Below are 1508 nucleotides of genomic sequence, written 5' to 3' on the forward strand. Positions count from 1 at the left end.
GACGTCAGGGCGGGCTGGCTGCCGGGTGGCTCAGGCGACGTCGTCGGGCCCGCCGGCCGGCTGCCGCCCGCCGGGGCCGATGGTCGGCAGGCCGTGGTCCGGGGCGGTCACCGGGGCCACGTCCTCCTGGCCCTCGGGCACGACGTCGAGCAGCTCGCCGATGCGCGTCACCTCGAGCAGGAACAGCACCGTCTCGGGGGCGTGGATGATCCGCACGCGGTCGCTGACCCGGGTCGCGAGCCGTGCCAGGAAGGCGATGCCCGAGGAGTCCATGAAGGTGACGTGCTGGGCGTCGACCTCGATCGGCAGGCCGGTGGCCTCGGCGTCGGCCGTCGCCTCGGCGAGATCAGGCCCCAGGTCGGCGTCCACCTCGCCCGAGAGCACGATGCGGGTCCGGTCCGAGTGCACGATGACGTGGACCGAGCCCGGCTCTGAGCCGCCGGTCCCTGAGCCTGAGGTCGAGGCGTGCCCCGCCTCGGTGGGCCGAGCCCCCGACCGGCTGTTAACGTCGCGCACGTCGTTCTCCTCGGTCTCTGCCCGTGCCGCCCCGGTGGGCGGCCGCGGACCGTGGGGTCTATCGGTCCCACGATGGGTCTGGTCCGAACGCTAGACGATCGGAGGGTGTGGTGGTCAACTCCGTCCCGCCTGGTCACGGCGTGTTTCCGCCGGACCCCCTCGTGGACGACCTCGCGGAGGTCCGTGACCGCGCCCTGCACGCGACCGACGTCGCTGTGATGATCACCGACGCGCGGACCTCCGGGAGCCCGATCGTCTGGGTCAACGAGGCCTTCTGCCGCACCACCGGCTACTCCGCCGAGGAGGTGCTGGGGCGTGACCCGAACCTGCTGCACGGCCCGGGGACCGACCGTGACGCGGCCCGCAGCCTGGGCCGGGCGGTCCGGGAGGGCCGGCACGCGACGGCGACTGTCCTGAACTACCGCAAGGACGGCACCACCTTCTGGAACCAGGTCTCGGTCTCCCCGGTGCCTGATGCCGACGGCGAGATCAGCCACTGGGTCGGCATCCAGGTGGACGTGACCGCGCAGGTGCAGCACGCCGACGCCCAGCAGAGCTCGATCGAGGCGGAGCGACGCACGCGCTCCGGCCTGGCGATCGTGTCCCAGGTCTCGGACCTCCTCGTCGATCTCGAGGCGCCCACCGTGCTCCGCGAGATCACGGTGCTGCTGCGCCGGGTCGCCGCGTGGTCCTGCTTCTTCCTGGACGACGGCGGGCTGCGACCGGCGGTCGGCATCGACGTCGGTGCGGTCGAGACGGCCCCCGCCACCCGGGGACGGCGCGGTCGCGGCGGTCAGGGTGGCGCGGGGACCTCTTCCGGGGACGAGGTCCAGGACCTCCTGGACGGGCTCGCGGAAGGCCCCCTCGAGCTCGACCTCGACGCCCCCGACCACGGCCCCACCTCCGAGTGGCTCGTCAGCCACCTCCGCTCGGCGCCCCCCGGGCTGCCGGACCCGCCGCGCCGCGTCGTCGTGCACGTGGTGCCGGGGCGT

Annotated in this window: 2 protein-coding genes; one reads left to right on the plus strand and one right to left on the minus strand. The window is 73.9% G+C overall.

Going from position 1 to position 1508, the window contains the following annotated elements:
* Positions 1-30 precede the first annotated feature (30 nt).
* Positions 31-516, minus strand: coding sequence for an STAS domain-containing protein (locus L0B03_RS17760; RefSeq protein WP_308200115.1), 486 nt, complete (start codon positions 514-516; stop codon positions 31-33).
* Between the two features lie 161 nt (positions 517-677).
* Here L0B03_RS17760 and L0B03_RS17765 point away from each other — a divergent pair.
* On the plus strand, positions 678-1508 hold an 831-nt coding region (locus L0B03_RS17765; RefSeq protein WP_250448329.1), incomplete at its 3' end, for a PAS domain-containing protein.

The organism is Actinotalea sp. C106, assembly GCF_023630195.1.
GTDB lineage: Bacteria > Actinomycetota > Actinomycetes > Actinomycetales > Cellulomonadaceae > Actinotalea.